Origin of the sequence: Asanoa sp. WMMD1127, from assembly GCF_029626225.1 — a bacterium.
In the GTDB taxonomy this organism is placed as follows: Bacteria; Actinomycetota; Actinomycetes; order Mycobacteriales; family Micromonosporaceae; genus Asanoa.
Genome location: NZ_JARUBP010000001.1, coordinates 2098659 through 2118754, shown reverse-complemented (window position 1 = coordinate 2118754; position 20096 = coordinate 2098659). Strand labels below are relative to the sequence as shown.

General features: G+C 71.3%; 17 protein-coding genes. 5 read left to right on the top strand and 12 right to left on the bottom strand.

The genetic code is table 11. The annotated features are described in order from the left end of the window. Positions 1-8 precede the first annotated feature (8 nt). The 10 genes from O7635_RS10165 to O7635_RS10120 all read right to left on the bottom strand — a co-directional run bounded on the left by O7635_RS10165 (position 9) and on the right by O7635_RS10120 (position 13773). Positions 9-2213 carry an MMPL family transporter gene (locus tag O7635_RS10165; RefSeq protein WP_278080166.1) on the bottom strand — a complete coding sequence of 735 codons (2205 nt, stop codon included), beginning with the start codon at positions 2211-2213 and terminating at the stop codon, positions 9-11. 753 nt (positions 2214-2966) lie between these two features. Further along, positions 2967-4109, bottom strand: a complete 1143-nt coding sequence (locus tag O7635_RS10160) for an acyl-CoA dehydrogenase family protein (protein WP_278080165.1) — start codon at positions 4107-4109, stop codon at positions 2967-2969. 16 nt (positions 4110-4125) lie between these two features. Then, positions 4126-5655 carry an acyl-CoA carboxylase subunit beta gene (locus O7635_RS10155; RefSeq protein WP_278080164.1) on the bottom strand — a complete coding sequence of 510 codons (1530 nt, stop codon included), beginning with the start codon at positions 5653-5655 and terminating at the stop codon, positions 4126-4128. A 117-nt stretch (positions 5656-5772) separates the two neighbouring features. Further along, positions 5773-7077 carry a chaplin family protein gene (locus O7635_RS10150; protein ID WP_278080163.1) on the bottom strand — a complete coding sequence of 435 codons (1305 nt, stop codon included), beginning with the start codon at positions 7075-7077 and terminating at the stop codon, positions 5773-5775. A gap of 267 nt (positions 7078-7344) precedes the next feature. Then, positions 7345-8424 carry a hypothetical protein gene (locus tag O7635_RS10145; RefSeq protein WP_278080162.1) on the bottom strand — a complete coding sequence of 360 codons (1080 nt, stop codon included), beginning with the start codon at positions 8422-8424 and terminating at the stop codon, positions 7345-7347. A 187-nt stretch (positions 8425-8611) separates the two neighbouring features. Further along, positions 8612-9949 (bottom strand): biotin carboxylase N-terminal domain-containing protein, encoded by a 1338-nt coding sequence (locus O7635_RS10140; RefSeq protein WP_278080161.1) that lies wholly within the window; start codon positions 9947-9949, stop codon positions 8612-8614. 54 nt (positions 9950-10003) lie between these two features. Next, entirely contained in the window at positions 10004-10618 is a 615-nt protein-coding gene (locus O7635_RS10135) for a TetR/AcrR family transcriptional regulator (RefSeq protein ID WP_278080160.1), read from the bottom strand. A 125-nt stretch (positions 10619-10743) separates the two neighbouring features. After that, positions 10744-11646 (bottom strand): sulfurtransferase, encoded by a 903-nt coding sequence (locus O7635_RS10130; RefSeq protein ID WP_278080159.1) that lies wholly within the window; start codon positions 11644-11646, stop codon positions 10744-10746. A gap of 25 nt (positions 11647-11671) precedes the next feature. Beyond that, a complete protein-coding gene (locus tag O7635_RS10125) occupies positions 11672-12967 on the bottom strand; it encodes an aminotransferase class V-fold PLP-dependent enzyme (RefSeq protein ID WP_278080158.1) in 1296 nt (431 codons plus the stop codon). A 35-nt stretch (positions 12968-13002) separates the two neighbouring features. After that, complete coding sequence (locus O7635_RS10120) at positions 13003-13773, bottom strand: SGNH/GDSL hydrolase family protein (protein ID WP_278080157.1); 771 nt, start codon at positions 13771-13773, stop codon at positions 13003-13005. Between the two features lie 134 nt (positions 13774-13907). Here O7635_RS10120 and O7635_RS10115 point away from each other — a divergent pair, with 134 nt between their 5' ends. From O7635_RS10115 to O7635_RS10100, 4 genes are all read left to right on the top strand, one after another. Beyond that, positions 13908-15677 carry a proline--tRNA ligase gene (locus O7635_RS10115; RefSeq protein WP_278080156.1) on the top strand — a complete coding sequence of 590 codons (1770 nt, stop codon included), beginning with the start codon at positions 13908-13910 and terminating at the stop codon, positions 15675-15677. Positions 15678-15729: 52 nt separating this feature from the next. Beyond that, entirely contained in the window at positions 15730-16134 is a 405-nt protein-coding gene (locus tag O7635_RS10110) for a CBS domain-containing protein (RefSeq protein ID WP_278085429.1), read from the top strand. Between the two features lie 680 nt (positions 16135-16814). Then, entirely contained in the window at positions 16815-17234 is a 420-nt protein-coding gene (locus O7635_RS10105) for a SufE family protein (RefSeq protein WP_278080155.1), read from the top strand. A 19-nt stretch (positions 17235-17253) separates the two neighbouring features. Continuing rightward, the gene (locus O7635_RS10100) at positions 17254-17895 is read left to right on the top strand and encodes a DsbA family oxidoreductase (RefSeq protein ID WP_278085428.1); all 642 of its coding nucleotides are present in this window, start codon (positions 17254-17256) and stop codon (positions 17893-17895) included. Positions 17896-17926: 31 nt separating this feature from the next. Here O7635_RS10100 and O7635_RS10095 read toward each other — a convergent pair whose 3' ends face one another. Continuing rightward, positions 17927-18469, bottom strand: a complete 543-nt coding sequence (locus tag O7635_RS10095; RefSeq protein WP_278085427.1) for a YbaK/EbsC family protein — start codon at positions 18467-18469, stop codon at positions 17927-17929. A gap of 894 nt (positions 18470-19363) precedes the next feature. On the opposite strand from O7635_RS10095, the gene O7635_RS10090 reads away from it, so the two are divergent. Next, complete coding sequence (locus tag O7635_RS10090; RefSeq protein ID WP_278080154.1) at positions 19364-19720, top strand: hypothetical protein; 357 nt, start codon at positions 19364-19366, stop codon at positions 19718-19720. Positions 19721-19732: 12 nt separating this feature from the next. Here O7635_RS10090 and O7635_RS10085 read toward each other — a convergent pair whose 3' ends face one another. Further along, positions 19733-20050: a nuclear transport factor 2 family protein gene (locus tag O7635_RS10085; RefSeq protein ID WP_278080153.1), complete on the bottom strand. Its 318-nt coding sequence runs from the start codon at positions 20048-20050 to the stop codon at positions 19733-19735. Positions 20051-20096 lie beyond the last annotated feature (46 nt).

Sequence of the window (20096 nt, the reverse complement as noted above, 5' to 3'; positions counted from 1 at the left end):
AGTGATTGTCAGGTGGAAATCGTCTGCTTCGGGCTCGGCACGGTCGCGGTGGCCCGCACCGGAGCGCCGCTGGCGGTGTGGAACCAACGCTCGTGCAGGCGGCGCAGCGGGCCGGGCGCCCACCAGTTCCACTCGCCGAGCAGGCTCATCAGGGCGGGCAGGAGCAGCCCGCGCACCACGGTCACGTCGAGCACGACCGCGACCACCATGCCGAAGCCGATCTCCTTGACCGCGGTCAGCCCGCCGAGCAGGAAGCCGAGGAAGACGACCGAGATGGACAGCGCGGCGGTCGTCACCACCGGTCCGGTCCTGGTGATGCCGGCCAGCACCGCCCGGTCGCTGGCGGCGGCGTCGGCATCGGGGCGCCGGCGGCGTACGCGCTGGTCCCACTCTTCTTTGATCCGCGCCAGCAGGAAGACCTCGTAGTCCATCGACAGCCCGAAGATGAACACGAAGAGCAGCACGGGCGTGGTGACGTCGATCGCGCCCCACGAGTCGAAGCCGAGCAGCATGTCGCCGACCCCCCACTGGAACACGACGACCAGCACGCCGAGCGTGCCGAGCAGGGTCAGCGCGTTCATCAGAAGGGCCTTGAGCGGGATCACCAGCGAGCCGGTGAGCACGAACAGCAGGATCGCGGTGGCCAGGAACAGCGCGACGACGGCCAGCGGCAGTCGGCTCGCGACCGACTCCTGGTAGTCGACGAGCTCGGCCGCCGCCCCGCCGACCAGCAGCGGTACCGGGGTGTTGAGGGCGCGGATCTGCCGGACGAGGTCGCGCGAGGTGCGGTCGCCGGTGGCGCCCTCGGGCGTGACGTCGATGATCGCGGCCGGGCCGGTGACGTCGGGCCGTGGCTGCATGAGCACGACGCCGGGCATCCCGTTGAGCTGGTTGAGCAGGTCGCGCACGGCGGCGGTGGCCGGGTCGGCGTCGACCACGACGACGATGGGCTCCGCGCGGTTGACGTTGAAGTCGCGCTGGACCACCTCGTAGAGCTGGCGCGCCTCGGTGTCCTTGGGCAGGGCGCGGGCGTCGGAGTTGGCGAGGTTGGCACCGAGCACGAACGGCAGGGAGAGCACGACGAGCCCGACGGCGACGCCGACCGCGACCGGGCCCGGGCGGGCCTGCGCGGCGGTGGCGAGGCGCGGGAGCAGGGCGGTGCGCGGTCTTGGCAGCCGGTCGAGGAGCCGGTGTCGCGTGCCGTGGGCCGGGATCCTGCGGTGGGCGACCGCGATCAGGGCCGGCACGGCGGTCAGCCCGGCGAGGGTGGCGAGCACGACGACGACCGCACCGCCGAGGGCCATGCTGGCCAGCAGCGGCTCGGCGAAGGCGAACAGGCCGAGCATCGCGACGGCGACGGCCAGGCCGGAGATCAGCACGGTCCGGCCCGCGGTGGCGGTCGTCCGGGCGAGGTGGTCGTGGGTGCTCGCCTGCGGGTCCGCCGCGCGCTCCTCGCGGAAGCGCGCGATCATCAGCAGCGCGTAGTCGACCGCGAGCCCGATGCCGAGCAGCGTCACCACGTTGACGGTGAACTCGCCGACGTCGCCGAGCGCGGTGAGCAGCAGCAGGCCGAGCAGCGTCGCCGCGACCGACGCGAGGGCGGCGGCGAGCGGGATCAGCCCGGCGACGAAACCACCGAGGATCAGGACCAGCACGATCAGGAGTACGCCGAGCGCGATGCTCTCACCGACCGCCGCGTCCTTGATGGCCTGGTCGGCGAACTCGCGCTCGGCCAGCTTCTCGCCACCGACCAGCACCTGCGGCGCGTCGATCCGGTGCAGCGCCGCGGCGACCAGGTCCTCGGTCTCCTCCCGCTGGGCGTCGGGCAGGTTGGGCCGCAGCTCGACCTCGACCAGCGAACTGCGGTTGTCGGCGCCGATCCGCCCGCCGGGGGCGCTGTAGAGGTCGTCGACCGACACGACGCCGGCGATCCCCCGGATCTCGTTGGCGATCTTCTGCACGTTCTCGACGAGCGGCGGGTCGTAGATGTCACGGTCCCGGATCACCGCGACGACCTTGTCGCCCTCGGGCTTGAGCTCCTGGACGCGCCGATCAGCCTGCTGCGACTCGGCGTCGGGCCGCAGGTTGTCGGTGGTGGCGAGCCGATCGAACACACGGCCGCCCAAAAGGCCGCCGGCGAGGACCAACACCAGCCAGGCGGCCAGCACCGCCCACCGCCACCGCACCATCGCCCGCCCGAGCGCACCGAACATGAGTGGACCTCCCCGGATCAGTACCGGGGAATGCAAGCACCTGGAACTCCCCCACACCACTGGGCGTTCGGACGGCCTTGCGGTCGGATATCCGCCTGCCGGTGACTGGGCGCCCGGGAGCGCACATGCCCGACCAGGTGGTGCGGCCTTGCATCCGTGCGGGGCTCGGCGGAACCGATGGTCTGCTTGATCGTGCGCATCTAGACTGGCTCGAAACCGCGGCGCAGCACGATCGTGCGCAGCAGGTCTGGGCGACACGCAGCAGGGCGTCCCGATGATTTGCACCTGATCATGCGATCGACTGCCCACCATTCTGGACCTGCTGCACATGATCAGAGGATCCGATCAGCGGCGCGGCCAGACAGCGATCCGAAGGCAGCTTCGGGTCTGGGTGGCGTTCTGCGTGGGCGGCCGCGGCCGAACTGCGGCTGCTCGCGCTCGACGCGGGCCGACTCGCGGTCAGCTCCCCATTTGGATCAGCGCCCGGGTCATAGGCCGACGTTCGAACGGTCAACCCGCAACCGCGGTCGGGCCGGTCGCGCAGAAGGCCGACCCCAACTACGGTCGGGCCGGTCGCGCAGAAGCCCGACCCCAACTACGGTCGGGCCGGTCGCGCAGAAGCCCGACCCCAACTACGGTCGGGCCGGTCCCGCAGAAGGCCGACCCCACAGAGCGGGTTCCAGGGCGCGGCGCGCCCTCTTTGCAGGGGCAGCTAAGGCGGGAGAGGGCACGCCCTCTCCCGTCGTAGCCGGCTCAGCCGATGCCCAGCTCCCGGGCGATGACGAGGCGTTGGATCTCCGACGTGCCTTCGCCGATTTCCAGGATCTTGGAGTCGCGCCAGAAGCGGGCCACCGGGAACTCGTTCATGAAGCCGTAGCCGCCGTGGATCTGGGTGGCGTCGCGGGCGTTGTCGACGGCGCTCTCGCTCGCGTAGAGCTTGGCGATCGCAGCCTGGCGCTTGAAGTCGCGGCCGGCCAGCATCTCGCGCGCCGCGTCGTGGTAGGCCAGCCGGCCCAGGTGCGTACGCTTCTCCATCTCCGCGATCTTGAATTGGATCGCCTGGAAGCCCGCGATCGGCTGCCCGAAGGCGTGCCGGTCCTGGGCGTAGCGCACCGACTCGTCGACGCAGCCCTGGGCCAGGCCGACGGCCAGCGCGGCGATCGCGATGCGGCCCTCGTCGAGGATGCGCAGGAACTGGGCGAAGCCGCGGCCGCGGGCGCCGAGCAGGTTCTCGGCCGGTACGCGTACGTCCTCGAAGGTCAGCTCGTGGGTGTCGGACGCGCACCAGCCGACCTTGGAGTAGCCCGGCGCCACCGTGAAGCCGGGCGTGCCCGACGGGACGATGATGGTCGACAGTTCTTTGCTGCCGTCGGGCCGCGTGCCGGTCACCGCCGTGACCGTGACGAACGCCGTGATGTCGGTGCCGGAGTTGGTGATGAAGGCCTTGGACCCGTTGATCACCCACTCGTCGCCGTCGAGGACCGCGCGGGTGGCGGTGCCTCCGGCGTCGCTGCCGAAGCCGGGCTCCGTCAGGCCGAAGCCGGCCAGGGCCTCGCCGCGCAGCAGCTGTGGCAGCCAGCGGCGCTTCTGCTCCTCGGTGCCGAACCGGTAGACCGGCATGGCGCCGAGCGAGACCGCGGCCTCGAGGGTGATGGCCACGCTGGAGTCGACCCGGGCCAGCTCCTCCAGGGCAAGGCAGAGGGCGAAGTAGTCGCCGCCCATGCCGCCGTATTCCTCGGCGAACGGCAGGCCGAACAGGCCCATCTTGCCCATCTGGGCGATCACGTCGTAGGGGAAGGTGTGGTCGTCGTAGTGCTTGGCGATCACTGGCGCGACCACCTCGCGGGCGAACTCCCGCACGCTCTCGCGTAGCGCCTCGTGCTCCTCGTTGAGCATGGCCGGCTCCTTGTTTCTAGACAGGGGTCACGCCGTGACGACGGCGAGAGAAATGGCGGTCCTTGGTGTGGGCGGCGGCGTAGCGCGCCACGAGCTCGGCGCGCAGGTGCTCGGGTGGCACGATCGCGTCGACCACCAGCTCGCTGGCGAGGTGCACGATGTCGATGTCGCGCTCGTAGGCCTCGCGCCGCTCGGTGACGAACGCGGCGCGCTCGTCCGGGTCCTCGATGGCGGCGATCTTGTTGGCGTAGACGGCGTTGACCGCCGCCTCGGCCCCCATCACCGCGATCTTCGCGGTGGGCAGGGCGATCGTCGCGTCCGGCATGAAGCCGGGACCGGCCATCGCGTAGAGGCCGGCGCCGTAGGCCTTGCGCACCACCACGCAGATCTTCGGCACCGTAGCCTCGCTGATCGCGGTGATCATCTTGGCGCCGTGCCGGATGATGCCCTGCTTCTCCACTGCGGTGCCGACCATGAAGCCGGGTACGTCGGAGAGGAAGAGCAGCGGCACGTTGAACGCGTCGCACAGTTGGACGAACCTGGTGGCCTTGTCGGCGGAGTCGACGAACAGCACCCCGCCCTTGAACATCGAGTTGTTGGCCACCACGCCGACGACCTGGCCGTCGAGGCGACCGAAGCCGATGGTCAGCTCCTTGGCCCAGAGCGCCTGGATCTCGAAGAACGAACCCTCGTCGAGCAGGCCCTTGGCGAACCGGCGCATGTCGAACGCCTGGCGCTCGTTGGGCGGCACCATCGCGGCGAGGTCGGTCGAGGGCGGGGCGACCGCCTCGGCGGCCGGCGGCTGCTCGGTGTAGTTGGCCGGCAGGTAGGACAGGTAGCGGCGGACCGTCTCCAGCGCCTCGTCCTCGGTCTTGCAGAGGAAGTGGCCGACGCCGGACTCGCGGGTGTGCACGGCCGCGCCGCCCATCGCCTCGAGAGTCGTCTTCTCGCCGGTGACCATTTCGACCATGCGGTCGGAGCCGAGATACATGCTGGCGTTGCCGTCGACCATGGCGACCACGTCGCAGAACGCCGGGATGTAGGCGCCGCCGGCGGCGGACGGGCCGAACAGCGCGCAGACCTGCGGGATGGAGCCCGAGGCGCGCACCTGGTTCCAGAAGATGTGCCCTGCGCCGCGCCGGCCGGGGAACAGGTCGACCTGGTCGGTGATCCGGGCGCCGGCCGAGTCGACCAGGTAGACCATCGGCAGACCGGACTGGTAGGCCCGCTCGATGATCCGGATGATCTTCTCGACGGTGCGGGCGCCCCAGGAACCGGCCTTGACCGTCGAGTCGTTGGCCATCAGGCAGACCCGGCGGCCGTCGATCGTCGCCTGGCCCGTCACCACACCGTCGGCCGGCAGGCCCTCGGCCAGGGCGTTGGCATAGAGCCCGTCCTCCACGAACGAGCCCTCGTCGACCAGCCGGGCCACCCGCTCGCGGGCGAACAGCTTGCCCTTGGCCGCGTTGGACGCGTGGTAACGCTCGGCCCCACCGGCCCGGACGCGCTTGCCGAGCTGCTCGAGCTCTTCGTCGTCGAGTGCCACACCGACCCCTTCGCCAACGCGACTGAACTATCGTTAAGGTACTACATCCCGAAAACGAAGGGGCCCCCGCTGGTAGCGGGGGCCCCGGTTGTGCCGGTGGTGCGATGGTGCGGTTGATCAGCCGTTGACGGCGAGCGCCCCGCCGGTCGCCTGGGCGAACGCGCCGCCGATGACGCCGACCGCGTTGCCCGCGACGTTGACCGGAACCTGGATCGGAACCACGACCTGGGTGCCGTTCAGCGCGCCGAAGTTGTTCGAGCTGACGATGTTGCCGGTGCGGTTGACGGCCACGGCGCCGCCGAAGCCGCCCCGGTCGTCGCCACGCTTGCCGTGCTTCTTGCCGTGCCGGTCACCGTCGTAGTCGTCACCCTCGGTGGCGCCGGAGCGGGCACCGGGAGCGTCCATCTTCGGGGCCGCCGGGGCGGCGGTCCCGCCGGCCAGCTGGCCGACGACCGGGAGGCCGGCGACGGCCGGCAGCGAGCCGACCAGCGGCAGCGCCTCGTCGCGAGCCGACTCGGTGCTCGCGCTCTCGCCGTTGAAGGCGATCGCGCCGCCGCCGCAGGACGCGAACGCGCCGCCGATGAGGGCGATCGCGTTGCCGCAGACGTTGATCGGGATCTGGATCGGCGCGTACAGCTGCGTGCCGTTGAGCAGGCCGAAGTTGTTGGCGCTGATCAGGTTGGCCTCTTCGCGGCCACCCTCTTCGCGGGCGCTCTCGTTGACGGCGACCGCGCCGCCGCCGCAGGACGCGAACGCGCCACCAATGAGGGCGATCGCGTTGCCGCAGACGTTGATCGGAACCTGGATCGGCGCGTACAGCTGGGTGCCGTTGAGGGCGCCGAAGTTGTTGGTGCTGACCAGGTTGGCTTCCTCGCGGCTGGTGCTCTCCGCGCGGGCGCTCTCGTTGACGGCAACGGCGCCACCGTCGGCCGAGGCGAACGCCCCGCCGATGATGCCGATCGCGTTGCCGGCGATGTTGATCGGGGCCTGGATCGGCACGACGACCTGGGTGCCGTTGAGCAGGCCGTAGTTGCCCGACGAGACGATGTTGGACCCGCCGGCCAGGGCAGCGCCGCGGTTGTTCTTGGCGTGCTTCTTCTTCTGGCCCTCGGCCGCCTTGGCGAACTCGTCGTCGGCGTGCCGGCGGCTGTCGTAGCCGTTGTCGTCGGGGTCTTCCTGCCCGCCGCCACCGTTGACCGCGACCGCGCCGCCGCCGCAGTCGGCGAACGCGCCGCCGATGAGGGCGATGCTGTTGCCGCACAGGTTGATCGGGGCCTGGATCGGCACCACGACCTGCGTGCCGTTGAGCGCGCCGAAGTTGTTGGTGGTGACGATGTCGGCCTGCGCCGCGGCCTGCGCCGTCAGAAGGCCACCAGCCGCCATGACGCCGACGCTGATGGACTTGCGAACCCAAGTCTTCATTGGGTGAAGAGACCTTTCAAGAAATGTCAGTAAGAGGGTGTTGCTGGGTGTTGCGGTGTGTCGCTGTATTCCGGGCGCGACGGTGCCGATGTCCTGACTCCGCCTGTCGACATGCGCCCAGGTGTGGTTCGTGATGGTCCGGCCGGGATCTCGCCGCTAGTCAGAGCGGGCTGGGGATTTCCTGGTCTGCCGCGCTGCCACGGGCCGGAAGGCCCGGGCGGGGCTGTGGCTCCTGCCCGTTGTGGCAACGGTGCAGGTCCTCCATCACTAGTCAGGTGAGACGGTCGGTTCCTCGGCGTCGTGCCGGGGCACCGCGGTGTCCGCCGGCCTCGGCAGCAGCTGGTAGGCCACCATGCTGCCCATGACCGACGAGGGAACGGTGGCGAACGCACCACCCCCCACCGGGGAACCCGACGCGGTGGCCGGGATGCCCGACGCGCTGCCCTCACCCCGCGATGGGGCGGGATCAGGCAGGCGGGGCGCCTCTCCCGTGTTCCGGGACGACGCGGTCGGCACCGCGCGTTCCGGCCGGCCGGCGTGCAGCCGGCTGGTGTTCGTCTCGGTGTGAGCGGCCCGCGGCGCGGCGACGACCGCCGCACCGGGAACGGTCGTGCCGGTCGTGCCGGCTGGCACGAGTCCGTACACGCCGAGGTCGTCGACGGGCGTGACAGCCGAGGCTGGCCGGCCACGCGGGCCGGGCAGAGCGCCGATCACGGTCCTGGTCACCGCGCCGACCGTCCGGACCAGCGGCGCCGCGAACAGCCGCAGCATCGAGGTCATGGGTCGGAGCAGCGCGGTCACCGGCGTGAGAACCGGCAGGGCGACCTGGGTCACGGGGGTGAGCAGGGCGCCGGGGACGGCCAGCGCACGGGTTACCCCGAGCGGAGCGACCGGTCCGGAGGTTCCGGCCAGCCCGCTGACGCGGGTCGCGGGCCGGTCGGCCGAGCGGTCCGACGTGTCGACGCCGGCGCGGTCGGCCGTACGGGCGGCGATGCGCGTCGGCTGGTCTGCCGGCGGCGCGCCCGCGATGGAGATCGAACGGTCCACCGTCGTGCTGGGCGCGACGACGGCGGTGGCGGGGTCGGAGATCGCCCGCCGCACGGTGGCCCGGCCGGTCGACACCGGCTGCTCGACGAGCGGTTGCGCCGTCACCGGCGTCAACGCCGCGCCGAGCAGGCCGGTCGTCGTGCTCAACACCGGCTTCGCGGTTTCGAGCACGCCGGTCAGCGGTGCGAGGACGGGCTCCGCACCGTGATCGACACCCGGCTCCGCGGCGGCGGCCTGGGCCGCCGACGCGGTGAGCAGCCAGGCCGCTCCCGCGAGACCACCGACGACGAGCGTGCGCACCAGAACCCGTCGCGAAGCCTTGCGCGAGATGCGCGCGACTCCCGACCGAATCATGGCCCGCCTTCCGCTCGCCGGTTCGTTAGCGGTGGCGGTCCGGCCTGATTTGACCGGTTATGACCGCCACTGCTCTAGGTAACGAACTGGCCTGAACGGGGTCACGCCGGTGAATGGGAAAAACTGGTCGTTCTTACCGCATCCTGGACACGATGCCCGTGTCGTAGTCGCCCGAACCGAATTCGGCGTTGTCCAGCAGCTCCGCGAAGAACGGCAGGTTCTGCTTGGGACCCACGATCTCGAACCCGGCGACCGCGGCCCGGGCCCGCTCCAGCGCCTGCGCGCGGTCGTCGCCATAGACAACGAGCTTCGCCAGCAACGAGTCGTAGAACGGCGTCACTGTCGTCCCGGCGGCGTACCCCGAGTCGACCCGGACGCCCTCGCCGGTCGGCTCGACCCAGGTCGTGATCGCGCCGGGACCGGGCAGGAAGCGCTTGGGGTCCTCGGCGTTGATCCGCAGCTCGATGGCGTGGCCGCGGGGCGCCAGCGCGGTGGGGTCGAAGTTCGGCGCCAGGCCCGACGCCACCCGCAGCTGCTCCTCGACCAGGTCGACGCCGTAGACGAGCTCGGTCACGGGGTGCTCCACCTGCAGGCGGGTGTTCATCTCGAGGAAGAAGAACTCGCCGGTCGTCGGGTCCAGCAGACACTCGACCGTGCCCGCGTTGCGGTAGCCGACCGCCTCGCCGGCCCGCACCGCGGCCGCCAGCAGCCGGTCTCGCAGCTGCGGCGAGACGGCCGGTGACGGCGACTCCTCGGCCAGCTTCTGGTTGCGGCGCTGCACCGAGCACTCCCGCTCGCCGAGCGCCACGACGGTGCCGTCGGCCAGACCGAGAATCTGCACCTCGACATGGCGTACGCGGGGGAAGAACCGTTCGATCAACACGGCGCCGTCGCCGAACATGCGCTCGGCGAATGCCTGGACCTTGGCGTACTCGGTGCGCAGGGCGGCCTCGTCGGCCGCGACGCCCATCCCCATGCCCCCGCCGCCCGCCGCGGCCTTCACCATCACCGGATAGCCGATCGCGCCGGCCGCCTCGACCGCCGCGTCCGCCGAGGAGGCCGGGTCGGTGGTGCCGGGAGCCACCGGTACGCCGGCCGCGGCCATCAGGTTGCGCGCGTTGATCTTGTCGCCCATCGCACTGATCGCCTCGGGGCTCGGTCCGACCCAGATCAGCCCGGCCGCCCCGACCGCGCGGGCGAAGTCGGCGTTCTCGGAGAGGAACCCGTAGCCCGGGTGCACCGCCTGGGCCTCGGTGGTCTTCGCGGCCGCCAGGATCGCCTCGACGTTGCGGTAGCTCTGCGCCACGTTGGCCGGGCCGAGGAGCACCGCCTCGTCCGCTTCGCGGACGAACGGCAGGTCCGCGTCGGGTTCGGAGAAGACGGCGATGGTCCGCACGCCCAGCTGGCGCGCGGTGCGGATCACCCGGCGGGCGATCTCGCCACGGTTGGCGACCAGCAGAGACTCGATCATCAGGACTCCCCTTTCGGCGGGCGGCTGTGCCCAGCTGGAGAGTATGCGTTCGGCTCAGGGGCCGGGACGCAGCGCCGCCATCGTGGCGGCGCGCAGGAGCTCGGCGAGGCGGTCCCGGTTGACTTCGCCGCCCAGGAACGGCGTGGAGTTCATGAGGCCGAAGGCGGCGTGGGCGAGCGCGCGGGCCTCGGGGGCGGTCAGCTCCGGGCGGATCCGCTGCAGCACCTTGACCCACTCCTCGACGTAGAGGCGCTGCAGCCGGCGGATCTCCCGGCGCGGCTCGTCGGGCAGCCGGTCGAGCTCGTGCAGGTGCAGCGCGATCACCGCGGGGTTGGCCAGGGCGAAGTCGACGTGGAACTCGACCAGCGATGCGAGGGCGGCCGGACCCTCCTCCAGCGCGACCCGCTCCCGCCCGCCGACCAGCAGCCCTTCGCTGACCGGGATCAGCGCGGCCGCCAGCATGGCTTCCTTGCCGGCGAAATGGTGGTAGAGCGCGGGGCCGGTCACCCCGGCCGCCGACCCGATGTCGTCCATCGAGACACCGTGGTAGCCACGGGCGGCGAACAGGCCGACCGCGATCTCCAGGATCTCGTCACGCCGGGTCCGGCGCTTGGGTGGTGTGGACGCGGCGCTCGGGGTGGCGGGGTCCGCTTGTTGTTCCAGCGTCACGTGGCCAGCCTAGCCAGCTGTCAAGACCAACAATGTGTCGTGATCTTGAATTTTCCGGGGGGTTTCGAAGCCTTCTGCGGCGGTTTGTCCGGCGGTCGGGCGTGCCACAGGTCACGTTCGGTGTCTCACTGTTTCAGACTGCCCGGCTCCGCGCCCCGCACGATCGGCGACCGCACCAGGTTGCCCCACTCGGTCCACGACCCGTCGTAGTTGCGGACGTGGGAGAAGCCGAGCAGGTGCTGGAGCACGAACCAGGTGTGGCTGGACCGCTCACCGATCCGGCAGTACGCGATGACGTCGTCCCCTTCGGACAGTCCCAGCTGGTCTTCGTAGATCGCCCGCAGCTCGTCGGCCGACTTGAAGGTGCCGTCGTCGTTGGCCGCCGACTTCCACGGCTGGCTGACCGCGCCCGGGATGTGGCCGCCGCGCAGGGCGCCCTCCTGCGGGTAGGCCTCCATGGCCAGCAGCTTGCCGGTGTATTCGTCGGCCGAGCGCACGTCGACCAGCGGCCGGCCCGCCTGCACGTGGGTCAGCACCTGCTCGCGGAAGGCGCGGATCCGGGCGTCGTCGCGGCGCGGCACGGGGTAGGGCGTCGGCGGGCGCTGGGTGCGGTCGCGGGTCAGCTCGCGGCCCTCGGCGACCCACTTCTGCCGGCCGCCGTCGAGCAGGCGCAGGTCCGGGTGGCCGAACAGGGAGAACACCCAGAGGGCGTACGCCGCCCACCAGTTGAAGTTGTCGCCGTAGAAGACGATCGTGTCGTCGCGGCTGATGCCCTTGGCCGCGCACAGCGCCGCGAACCCCTCGGGGTCGACGTAGTCGCGGGTCACCTCGTCGTTGAGCTCGGTGTGCCAGTCGACCTTGACCGCGCCGGGGATGTGCCCGGACTCGTAGAGGAGGACGTCTTCGTCGGACTCGACGACGACCAGGCCGTCGCGGCCCAGGTTGTCGGCCAGCCACTCGGTGGTGACGAGTGACTGGGGGTGCGCGTACGCCCGCAGTCTTGGGTCCGGGTCGTGGGAAACCGGCATGACCGCAACGCTACTCCCGCAACCGTCACACGAGGTCGCGAACCGCTCGCAGTGCGGCGTCGACATGCTCCTCGCTGTTGGCGATGCCGGGACCGAACCGCAGGTACGAGTCGCGGTAGGGAGTCGCGCTGGCGACCACCTTGGCCGCGGCGAGCCGACCGACCGCCTCGTCGACCCGCAGGTCGCCCACTGCGCAGCAGACCAGGCCGGCGGAGAGCTCCGGATCGCGCGGCGTCACGACGGTGACCTCTTTGATGCCGGCCAGGCCCTCCTTGAGCCGGGTCGCCAGCTCGCGGACCCGGCCGGCGACGCGGCCACGGCCGATGCTGTCGTGCAGGTGGAACGCGTCGGCGAGGGCCCACCGGTGTTCGAAGCTGTGGTAGCCGCCAGGGGTGGCGAGCGGGCCCGGCGGAGTCGTGGCGGCGGCGGCCCGGCCCGTGGTCACCCAGGCGGCCAGGCTGCGTCCGTCGAAGGAGGGCACGCTCGGCGTGAACCGGGACCAGCCGCGTTCGGAGCCCCAGACCAGCCCCGTGCCGCGCGGGCCGTGCAGCCACTTGTGCCCACCGGAGACGAGGAAGTCGCAGCCCAGGCCGGCCGGTGTCGCGTCGACCGCGCCGAAGCCGTGCACGCCGTCGACGCAGAGCAGCAGGTTCTTGCCGGCCAGGGCGTCGGCGATCGCCCGGATCGGCAGGCGGACGCCGGTGCTGGAGTGGACCCAGGTCACCGCGACCACCCGGGTCCGCGGGCCTACCGCCGCCGTCAGCTTGCCGACGATCTGGTCGACGCTGGCGGTGGCGGGGTCGGTGTAGAGCTCGACCGGCCGCACCGTGACCCCGTCGCGGTCGGCCCGCAGGCGCAGCGCCTCGTGGGTGGCGTAGAAGTCGTGGGTCGTGGTGACCACCTCGTCGTTCCTGCTCAGCCGCAGCCCGCCGTAGAGGAGGCCGAGCCCGAGCGTGGTCGAGTCGGTGAAGGCGATCCCGTCGGCGCCCGTGCCCAGGTAGCGCATCGCGGCGCCGGCCACCCGGGCTTCGGCGTCGGCCTCGTGCGCGTGGAGATAGCCGATCGGGTCGCGGTCGAGGCCGGCGCGGTGCTGCTCGATCGCGGCGCGCACGGGGGCCGGGTGCGGGGCGAAGACGTACGTGGACAGGTGCGCCACGGTCGGGTCCAAAGCGAACTGGGCCCGGACGCTCGCCCAGTCACGCGGATCGAACGGCGGTGTGCGGCCGGCGGTCTGCTGCCCGTCCGCCTCACAGGCGGCGACACCCACCAGGCCGGCGGCCGCGGTGGCGGTCAGCAGCGATCGACGGGTCAACTGTGGCATGGACCACAGTGAACACCGCCGAGGTCACACGCGGGTCACCCGATCTCGCCGAAGGGCGACAGTTCGGGGCGCTTCGCCGTGACCAGGTCACCGGACGAGCGGCCGGTCAGGCGGCGCTTGATCCAGGGCGCGAGGTGCCGGCCGGCCCAGCGGGCGTCGGCGGCCCGGGCGGCGAGCCAGCGCGCCGACGGCAGCTTGTCCGGCGGGATCATCCACTCCGGATTCGACTGCACGCCGAGCGAGGTCAGCACGTGTCCGGCGACCCGGCGGTGGCCGGCCCCCGACAGGTGCAGGCGGTCCGGGCCCCACATCACCGGGTTGCGGAACTCGTCGTCGGCGAACAGGTCGATCAGGTGCGCCCCGTGCCGCTCGGCGGTCTCGCCCACCGCGCGGTTGAGCACCGCCGCCCGCGGGCCGATGATCCGTTGACCGGGCAGCCGGGCCGTCACGTCGGCGAACCGGAACACGACGACGTCGGCCCCGGTCCCCCGCAGCTCGGCCACCACGGCGTCGAACCGTTCCATCAGCGTGGCCGGGTCGAACGAGCGGCGCAGCACGTCGTTGCCGCCGGCCGCGAAGCTGACCAGGTCTGGCCGCATCGCGACGGCGGCCGGCACCTGCTCGGCCACGACGTTCGGGAACAGGCGGCCGCGGATCGCCAGGTTGGCGTAACGGAAGTCAGGCCGGTCGACGGCGAGCCGCGCAGCGACCAGGTCGGCCCACCCGCGGTAGCTGCCGTCCGGGTAGGGATCGTCCATTCCCTCGGTGAAACTGTCGCCGACCGCGACGAAACTTCCCCAACGCACGAGCCGCATTCTGGCACTGGCAGGGGTGTACGACACCCGTACGTGTCAGCAACATCACTGTGTTAATGCAGGTAGTTGGCCGGTGGCCCGCAAACTCGGTCGATCCGTGCGCTTGTCGCGCCTAAGCTGCGCGAATGTTGCTCCGCATGACCACGCTGTTCCTCCGCACGCTGCGCGAGGATCCGGCTGACGCCGAGGTCGCCGGCCACCGCCTGCTGGTGCGGGCCGGCTACATCAGGCGCGCGGCGCCGGGCGGGTTCACCTGGCTGCCGCTCGGCAAGCTGATGGTCGACCGGGTGACCGAGGTGGTCCGGGCGGAGATGGCCGCGGTGGGTGGGCAGGAGGTGCAGTTCCCGGCGCTGCTGCCGCGCGAGCCCTACGAGACCAGTGGGCGCTGGACCGAATACGGCGACGGCATCTTCCGGCTGACCGACCGGCGCGGGGCCGAGTTCCTGCTGGCGCCGACCCACGAGGAGATGTTCGCGCTGCTGGTGCGCGACCTGTTCAGCTCCTACCGGGACTATCCGGTGCTGCTCTACCAGGTGCAGACCAAATATCGCGACGAGGCGCGGCCCCGGGCCGGCCTGCTGCGGCTGCGGGAGTTCCTGATGAAGGACGCCTACTCGTTCGACGTGACCGACGACGGGCTGCGCGAGTCCTACGCGCACATGCGGGCCGCGTACCAGCGGATCTTCGATCGGTTGGGCATGCGCTACGTGATCGTGCGGGCCATGTCAGGGCTGATGGGTGGGTCGGCCTCCGAGGAGTTCCTGGCCACGACTCCGGTCGGGGAGGACACCTATGTCGCCTGTGCGGCGTGTGACTACGCCGCCAACACCGAGGCGGTGGTGACGCCGCCCGCGCCGGCGTCGGATCCCGCGGCGCGGCCGGCCGCCACGACGCATGACACCCCGGACACGCCGACCATCGAGTCGCTGGTGGCGTTGGCCAACGCCCGCGCGCTCGGCGGCCGCACCGACTGGACGGCGGCCGACACGCTCAAGAACGTCGTGGTCACGGTGACGCCGCCGGGTGGGAAGGGCGCGCCGCTGGTGATCGGGGTGCCCGGCGACCGCGAGGTCGACCTCAAGCGGTTGGCGGCCGCACTCGAGCCGGCGACGGTCTCACTCTTCGACGACTGGGCGGCGCATCCGTCGCTGGTGCGGGGCTACATCGGGCCGCAGGTGCTGGCCGGGCTCGGGATCCGTTATCTCGTCGACCCGCGGGTGGCGGTCGGCACGGCCTGGCTGACGGGTGCCAACTCGCCGGGTCAGCACGCGGTCAACGTCACCCATGGCCGCGACTTCGTCGCCGACGGGACGATCGAGGCGGCCGAGGTGCGGGCCGGCGACCCGTGCCCATCGTGCGGCGGTCTCGGGTCCTTGACGATGCGGCGGGGCGTCGAGATCGGGCACATCTTCCAGCTGGGCCGCCGGTTCACCGACGCGTTCTCCTTGGACGCACTCGGTGTGGACGGCAAGCCGGTCCGGCCGACGATGGGTTCCTACGGGATCGGCGTCTCACGGGCGATCGCCGCGATCGCGGAGCAGCACCACGACGACCGCGGGCTGGTCTGGCCGGCCGCGGTGGCGCCGGTCGACGTCCACCTGATCGCGGCGGGCAAGGGCGACCAGGTCGCGGGCGCGCTGGCGCTCGGTGAGCGGTTGAGTGGCCTGGGCCTGCGAGTCCTGGTCGATGATCGCGCCAACGTGTCGCCGGGCGTGAAGTTCACGGACGCGGAGCTGATCGGCATCCCCACCGCGGTGGTGGTCGGCCGCCGTTTCGCGGAGGGTTACGTCGAGCTGCGCGACCGGGCGACCGGTGAACGAACCGACATCGCCGTGGAGGAGGTTGCTGAAGTGATTGCGACTCGCGCGGCCATTTCCGGCGTACCGTCGGCTTAGCCGGAGCGGTATCGGTCGGTCGCCGGTGACACTGGGGGAGCGGGGAGGCGTCGTGGCCACTGTGCGTGTTGCGGACGTGATGACCAAACGAATCGTCTACCTGCCGGCGGAGACACCCCTCGACGAGGCCGCCCGCGCGATGGCCGAAGCCGACATCGGGGACGTCGTGGTGACCGACGGCGCCAACCTGGCCGGAATGGTCACCGACCGCGACATCGTGGTCCGCGCGGTCGCCACCAACCGCAAGCCGTCTTCCGTGACGCTCGGAGAGGTCGCGGTCCGCGAAATCGTGATCATCGAACAGGCGGCGACGCTGAAGGAAGCGGCGGACCTGATGCGGGCACGCGCGGTGCGCCGCATCCTGGTCGCGGATGCCGAGCGGCAGTTGGTGGGGATCATCGCCATGGGCGATCTGGCCCTCATCCACGAGACCGCCGTGTCGGCGCAGCGCAACTAGCCGGCGGGTCGCCCTTGGGGCGCGGCGCTAGAGGCCATTCCGCGGCCCTGCGGCGCGGCCCCGCTCTGGGCGGGCGCGGCACCCACGGTCCGGCCATCAGACCAGCCCGGCGGTCGTCACGAGGCTGGCCCTGGGGCCGCGCCGTCGAGCCCGGTCTTGAACCCACTCGTCACGGGTCTGGCCCTCGCGCCGCTCCGTCGGGCCCCCAAGGCCGGTCTTGACAACCGTCGGTCGGCGCCCCGAGCCCGGGCTTCGGGCTCAGCCGTCAGTCCGGCCGGCCTCGCGCCCAGCCACCGGGCCCCAGCCGGCCTTCGCGCCCAGCCGTCAGGCCCTCGGGGCCGGCCTTCGCGCCCAGCCACCGGGCCCCAGCCGGCCTTCGCGCCCAGCCGTCAGGCTCGGTGCCCCGGTGCCTCCCTCCGGTCCGGCACAAGGCGGAGTCGGGTGTCGGGCTCGAAGGCCGGCCCGGAAACCTGGTCCAGGACCGAAAGGAGCAGCCGGGGTGGGCTCGCCGGCGACGTCCGCCCGGCCGTCGGGCGCGACCTCGGCCCCCCGGCCATTGGCACGGCGCCTCTGGTGCTGCGTTGCGGGCGCGCCGGTTCGGGCGCGCACTTCGGGCGCACACTCCTTCGTCCGGGGCGGCTGGATGTGGCGTTGGCGGGCGGTCGAACTAACGTGGGGGCATGCCGCCGAAGTTGGCTGAGATCGTCGAGGAGTTTCGGTCAGCGCCGCGTGATGTGGTGCTGGAGATGTTGCTCGAGTACTCCGATGCCGTGCCCGAGTTGCCCGCGGAGATGGCGGGGCATGCGGGGATGGAGCCCGTACCCGAGTGTCAGACGCCGTTCTTTCTCAAGGTCGAGGTGGCCGCGGACAAGACCGTGACCACCTGGTTCGACTGCCCGCCGGAGGCGCCGACGACGCGGGCGTTCGCGGGCATCCTGGCCGAGGGACTGTCCGGCGCGACCGCCGACGAGGTGCTGTCCGTGCCCGACGATCTCTACCAGCAGATGGGGTTGGCGCAGGCGATCAGTCCGCTGCGGGTACGTGGCGGCAGCGCGATTCTGGCTCGGCTCAAGCGGCAGGTCAGGGAACAGATCTCCTGAACCGCGGGTTGGCGTGAGCGTGGAAATCGAAATCTACGCCGATGTCGTCTGCCCGTGGTGCTACATCGGCAAGCGCCGGCTCGAGAAGGCGCTCGCGTCGTACCCCCGCGATGTGCGCGTCCGCTACCGGCCGTTCCAGCTTGACCCTTCCCCCGTTTCGCATCCCGAGCCGACCATCGAGGCGTTGGCGCGCAAGTTCGGCGGTCCGGCGCGGGCTCGGCAGATCACCGAGCACACCGCGAAGACCGCGGCCATGGACGGTTTGGAGATCGACTTCGCGAAGTCGCTGACCGCGAACACGTTCGACGCGCATCGGGTGGTGCGGCTCGCCGACGAGGAGGGCAAGTCGGGCGAGATGGTGGAGGCGTTGTACGAGGCCCACTTCGTCGATGGCGTCGACGTCGGGTCGCACGCGCAGCTCGCGCGGCTGGCGGGGACCATCGGACTCGACGAGGCGGCGGTGGCTGCCTACCTGGAGTCGGGCGGCGGCGCCGACGAGGTGCGTGCGGCGTTGGCCGAGGCGCGGGACCTCGGCATCACGGCGGTGCCGATGTTCATCTTCGCGGGCAAGTACGGCGTGAGCGGCGCCCAGGAGCCGGCCACCCTGCTGGAGGTCCTGGCCGAGGTCGAGAAGCGCGAGGCAGCCGGCGCGACTAGTTGATCTTCATGTTCCACGTGGAACATGAACCGCCTCAGCGCGCGAGGCCCTCGACCACCTGCGCGTTGGGCAGCCCCGCCAGCGCGGCACCCGGCAGCTCGATCTTGCTGTGCCGCACCCCGGACCCGATGATCACCCGCGCCGTGCCGGCGACGCGGGCATCGACCAGGATCGGCCAGTCGGCCGGCAACCCGATCGGCGTGATCCCGCCGTACTCCATCCCTGTCAGCTCCACCGCCTCGTCCATCGGGGCGAAGCTTGCCTTGCGCGCGTCGAGCATCTTGCGCACGACACCGTTGACGTCAGCCCGCGTGGTCGCCAACACGAGGCACGCGGCGTAGCGAGCCTCGCCACCGCGCTTGCCCGCCACGATCACGCAGTTGGCGGACACGTCCAAACCGACGTCGTACGCCTCGCAGAAGGCAGCCGTATCGGCCAACTCGGGGTCGATCGGCGCTACCAGCACGTCGTCGACCGGCGTGTCGCCGTCGGCCGGCCAGCTCTCGAGCGCCTCAACAACCGGCTTGGCCAGCAGGTCAGCCCGCCCACGCGCCGGCTCGGTCTTCAAAGTTCCCAACACGGCACCGATCCTGCCACGCCTCCGCTCGCAGCCACATACACGCCAAGGCCGAAGCGCCGCCGCTTGGAACCGGTCTCGCTAATGCCGAATGCAGACGAAACCGGCTGACCACGCCAGGCCGGGGGCAAGGGTGCGCGAGCCGCACATGCCAAAACGTGTGCGTACATGCTTCGGCATGTACGCGCCAGCAACATCCTCCCCGGCCCGGCGTAACGGTCGGCTGATCATCGCAGCCCGCCCGTTGCGGTGCCGACGGTTGGTCCGCCGGGCTCACCCGCAGATGGACCATCAGGACGACGTGGCCGTCGAGGAGGTCCTGCCGGCAGCGTTCAAGGCGGCGTGACCGGATCTGCTCGACCTCGAAGATCGCGCGGCGCAGCCAGGTGTCGGTGGCGAGGACGAGACCTGCTGATATCGATGGCTGAAACGATCCGCTTCGAAACTCGGCAACCACCGTGCGGGGCGCACCCATTCGAGCTGGCAGCCCCGGGCGAGCGTTGCAAGCGAAATGTTCCACACGCTGGCGAGGCTGCGATCGGCGGTCGGCGAGCGCGACGCTCAAACGGACGAGCGGCGTCAACCGAGCACTGGCTGGCCGAGCGCCGCACCGCCACACGCAAAGAGGCAAGGCGTTTGTGGGCCCGGCTCGTCGGGCAGTTGCGGGCATGCCTGGATGGTTGGCGGCGGGTGGGTGGGGACTGCTCGCGGGAGGCGCCCCGGTGATCGGCGCGGCGGTCGGCTACCTGGCCGCCGTCCCACGCAAGGTGATTGCCTCCGTGATGGCGTTCGGGGCCGGCGTGCTGTTGTCCGCGGTCGCGTTCGAGCTCATCGCCGAAGCGCACGAGCCGGGCCGGCATAACCCCGACGGCGCTAGGCGCGGTCGGTGGCGCCGTGCTCTACACCGGCTGCAACGTGCTCCTTGCCCGCCGGGCCGCCCGGCACCGCAAACGGTCCGGCCCGCAGCAGCCCTCCGAGGACGAGCAAGGTGGCTCCGGCTCGGCGGTGGCGGGATCAGCCTGCTTCATCAGCAACGTGCCTGAAGGTCTCTCCAGCGCCGCGGGCGTGCGGAACGCCCGACGATCCAAGGCGTACGTCTTCGGCGTGTGGACCAGCATCGCAGTCGTCAGCGGGCTCGCGATGATCGCCGACACCATGATCCCGGAGGCGTTCGAGGACGCCCACCTGCTCATCGGGCTGATCACCGTGGCCGGTTTCCTGGTCGCCTACGGACTGGCCCAGGCCGACTAGGAAAGAAGCGGCTCACGGCTCGATGACCAGCCGCTTGATCAGTCCGTCCGCCAGTGTGAACCGGAAGTGCAGGTCCACCACCCCGCCCGGGAAGTCGCCCTCGAGGTGGTTCAGCGCGTCATATCGCGCCTCGTCGAGCGCGACCAGTGAGACCAGCGTGGTGGTCCACGTGAACTCGCTGGCCGCTCCTGCCAGCCAACCCCGGATCGCCTCACGACCGTGATGCGCGCGGCCCTCGTCGATCACGACCGCGTCCGGGCTGAACAGCGGCATCGCCCGCTCGAGGTCGCGCGCCTCGTGCGCCGCCAGATAAGTGGTGATCACGTCCATGGCGCCAAAGGTGCACCCTCTCCCGGGGAGAGGGTCAAACTGGCCT

Excerpts from the sequence above, each read along its gene's own strand:
- O7635_RS10105 (WP_278080155.1), top strand. The coding sequence starts at position 16,815 with ATGCCGCCGAAGTTGGCTGAGATCGTCGAGGAGTTTCGGTCAGCGCCG.
- O7635_RS10160 (WP_278080165.1), bottom strand. The coding sequence starts at position 4,109 with ATGCTCAACGAGGAGCACGAGGCGCTACGCGAGAGCGTGCGGGAGTTC.
- O7635_RS10125 (WP_278080158.1), bottom strand. The coding sequence starts at position 12,967 with ATGCCACAGTTGACCCGTCGATCGCTGCTGACCGCCACCGCGGCCGCC.
- O7635_RS10115 (WP_278080156.1), top strand. The coding sequence starts at position 13,908 with ATGTTGCTCCGCATGACCACGCTGTTCCTCCGCACGCTGCGCGAGGAT.
- O7635_RS10150 (WP_278080163.1), bottom strand. The coding sequence starts at position 7,077 with ATGAAGACTTGGGTTCGCAAGTCCATCAGCGTCGGCGTCATGGCGGCT.
- O7635_RS10140 (WP_278080161.1), bottom strand. The coding sequence starts at position 9,949 with ATGATCGAGTCTCTGCTGGTCGCCAACCGTGGCGAGATCGCCCGCCGG.
- O7635_RS10085 (WP_278080153.1), bottom strand. The coding sequence starts at position 20,050 with ATGGACGTGATCACCACTTATCTGGCGGCGCACGAGGCGCGCGACCTC.
- O7635_RS10165 (WP_278080166.1), bottom strand. The coding sequence starts at position 2,213 with ATGTTCGGTGCGCTCGGGCGGGCGATGGTGCGGTGGCGGTGGGCGGTG.
- O7635_RS10130 (WP_278080159.1), bottom strand. The coding sequence starts at position 11,646 with ATGCCGGTTTCCCACGACCCGGACCCAAGACTGCGGGCGTACGCGCAC.